At 67.2% G+C, this 2,061-nt stretch carries 3 protein-coding genes and 2 pseudogenes; 3 read left to right on the plus strand and 2 right to left on the minus strand.

The genetic code is table 11. The features are described from left to right. Positions 1–115, plus strand: a pseudogene (locus ACWDUZ_RS38490) (transcriptional regulator); the annotation flags it as partial. Between the two features lie 55 nt (positions 116–170). Continuing rightward, positions 171–584, plus strand: coding sequence for an EamA family transporter (locus ACWDUZ_RS38495; RefSeq protein WP_451636479.1), 414 nt, complete (start codon positions 171–173; stop codon positions 582–584). Here ACWDUZ_RS38495 and ACWDUZ_RS38500 read toward each other — a convergent pair. Then, positions 547–891 carry a DoxX family protein gene (locus ACWDUZ_RS38500; RefSeq protein ID WP_451636477.1) on the minus strand — a complete coding sequence of 115 codons (345 nt, stop codon included), beginning with the start codon at positions 889–891 and terminating at the stop codon, positions 547–549. The genes ACWDUZ_RS38495 and ACWDUZ_RS38500 overlap by 38 nt on opposite strands. A 119-nt stretch (positions 892–1,010) precedes the next feature. After that, positions 1,011–1,439: a hypothetical protein gene (locus ACWDUZ_RS38505; protein ID WP_451636478.1), complete on the minus strand. Its 429-nt coding sequence runs from the start codon at positions 1,437–1,439 to the stop codon at positions 1,011–1,013. Positions 1,440–1,966: 527 nt separating this feature from the next. Here ACWDUZ_RS38505 and ACWDUZ_RS38510 point away from each other — a divergent pair. Further along, a pseudogene (locus ACWDUZ_RS38510) lies at positions 1,967–2,061 on the plus strand (carbohydrate ABC transporter permease); the annotation flags it as partial.

Here is a 2,061-nt window from a genome sequence, read left to right on the forward strand (position 1 = left end):
GGTCAACGACGACGAAGCGGCACTCGACGACGCCTGGATCAGCGACGCGGTCGTCGACCTCGGCTCCGAGTGGGGCCAGTACGAGTACGTCACCAGCATCGGCTTCGCCGCGTAGGGGACGTCCCAGTTCGGCTGCCGCAGCCGTCCCCGACTCGTGCCTGCCCGCACCCCTGACCGCGTACGGCACGGCTCCCGCCCCCGCCTTGGCCTTCGGGCGCAACGCACTGGGGCTCCTCACCCTGGGGCCGGACCTCTTGGTGTTCCGCCGTCGTGAGGTCAGGAAGGTGTGGCGCGGAGAGCGTCTCTTCATCCGCAGGGAACAACGCCGCGGCGTCTTCATCGGAACCCTCGCCGGCACGACACCGACGGCCCATTTCGTCAGGTTCATGTCGAGCCCGAAGATGACGAGCGTGGCGATGGCGACGGCGTTGGTCGCCACCCAGCCCGTCTGGCAGGCTCTCATCGCCACCATTCTGGGCCAACGACCGTCGCGCATCACGTGGATCGGGCTCGTCGTCTCGGTGGTCGGTGCGGGTAGGACAGCGCTTAGCCGACGCTGCTCAGAGGGAAGCCCGCGGCGATGACCAGCATGATCGTCGCGGTCATGGCGGGCGCCCACAGGCGAAGTCCGCGTGCCTGGTACCAGTTGTGGTAGAGGAAGGCGCCGACGGTGAGCAGGAAGAGTCCGCATGCGGCCGTGACCGCTGCTTCGGTGGCGACACGCGCGAGCAACAGGCCAGTACCGCCGAGCAGTTCCAGGACGCCGATCGCCCGGCACGCCGCCGGGGAGAAACCGCACGCGGCGGCGGGAGTGCGTGGCACCCCTCGCCCCACGACCTGTCCCACCCCTCCGACCAGAAAGACTCCGCCACAGAGCGCGGTTACCGCCATCAGCGCGATGTTCACAGTAGGTCCCTCTCGTCACCTGGTACCCGGTGTGGCGTCTCCACCGGAGTCCGTCGCCGAGTGAACGGGGGCCGGGTGAAAACGGTTCATCTCACGGGCCTGCCTCATTGCGGGTGCTGCCTCGTACCTCTCACCGACCTCGTGGAGAAGTACGCGTTGGCCGTCGGCAGGAACATCAGCACGATGACGCAAGCATCCAACAGGGTCAGGACGCTGTCGGACAGCGGCAGCTCGTCGATGTACTCGGTCACCGTCTCCCCGTCGAAGCCGCCCATGCCCATGGTGGTCAGGACGAGGAGCATGCCGAGAGCGCCGAGAGCGGTCAGCACGAGCCGCGCCCAATTGCGACCGGCGCGCATCCTGAAGGCGAGGACCACCCGAAGCACGGTGTCGACCAACAGGAAGCCCGCGGACGTGAGCATCTGCACCCTCGCGCCGTGCTCCCCCATCTCCTCACGCATCTCCTCGAATCCTGTCGGAGAGAGGACGAACGCCCCCAGTGTCCAGACGGTGATGCTGACGGCGACCGTCACGAGCGATAGCCAGAAGGCCGTCTCCACTTCTCTTGGACGTCCGGTTCGGGCCGTTCCCGTGATGCTCACTTGCTCTCTCCCATATGACGCGCTTCGGTCCCTTTCCGAGGCCGGTCCACCCCTGTCACCCACTGCGACAGGCTGATCCTGTCCTTGCCCGGAGACATCGCAGCGGGTCCGGCGGCTCACCCGCTCCCCACGCCTGTCGCCGAGCAGAACACCACCGCACTGTGGTCTGACGGCTTTGCCACCTGCGCCGAGGCCATCCGCCGGGCCCTCACCGACACGGTGCAGCTCGTGGGCAGACGGCAGTCGTGGCACAACCCGTGCGAAGCCGTCCTCAGGTCGGTCTTCTACGTCACCGCCGGCGTTCCGGAAATGGCTCCCCAGCTCCAGAGGACAACTTCCTTGTGCGGGACGTCGAACATGGCTCGACGGCAAACCAGGACGAGTCCCGTGTCCGGCGTTGCTGAGTGAGATCACCGACCGGACGACCAGGAGCCCTGTCACGCAACGGCACGCGCAGTGCCCGCCCGGCGATGATGGTGCTCGGCATGCTCACCTTCGTGCAGGCCTGGAACGACTTCTTCTGGCCCTTCCTCGCGCTGAACCAGGAGAACCC

Source organism: Streptomyces sp. NPDC003393, from assembly GCF_053589015.1.

Bases quoted from the DNA above. Each gene is read 5' to 3' on its own strand.
- ACWDUZ_RS38500 (WP_451636477.1), bottom strand. From the start codon at position 891: ATGGCGGTAACCGCGCTCTGTGGCGGAGTCTTTCTGGTCGGAGGGGTG.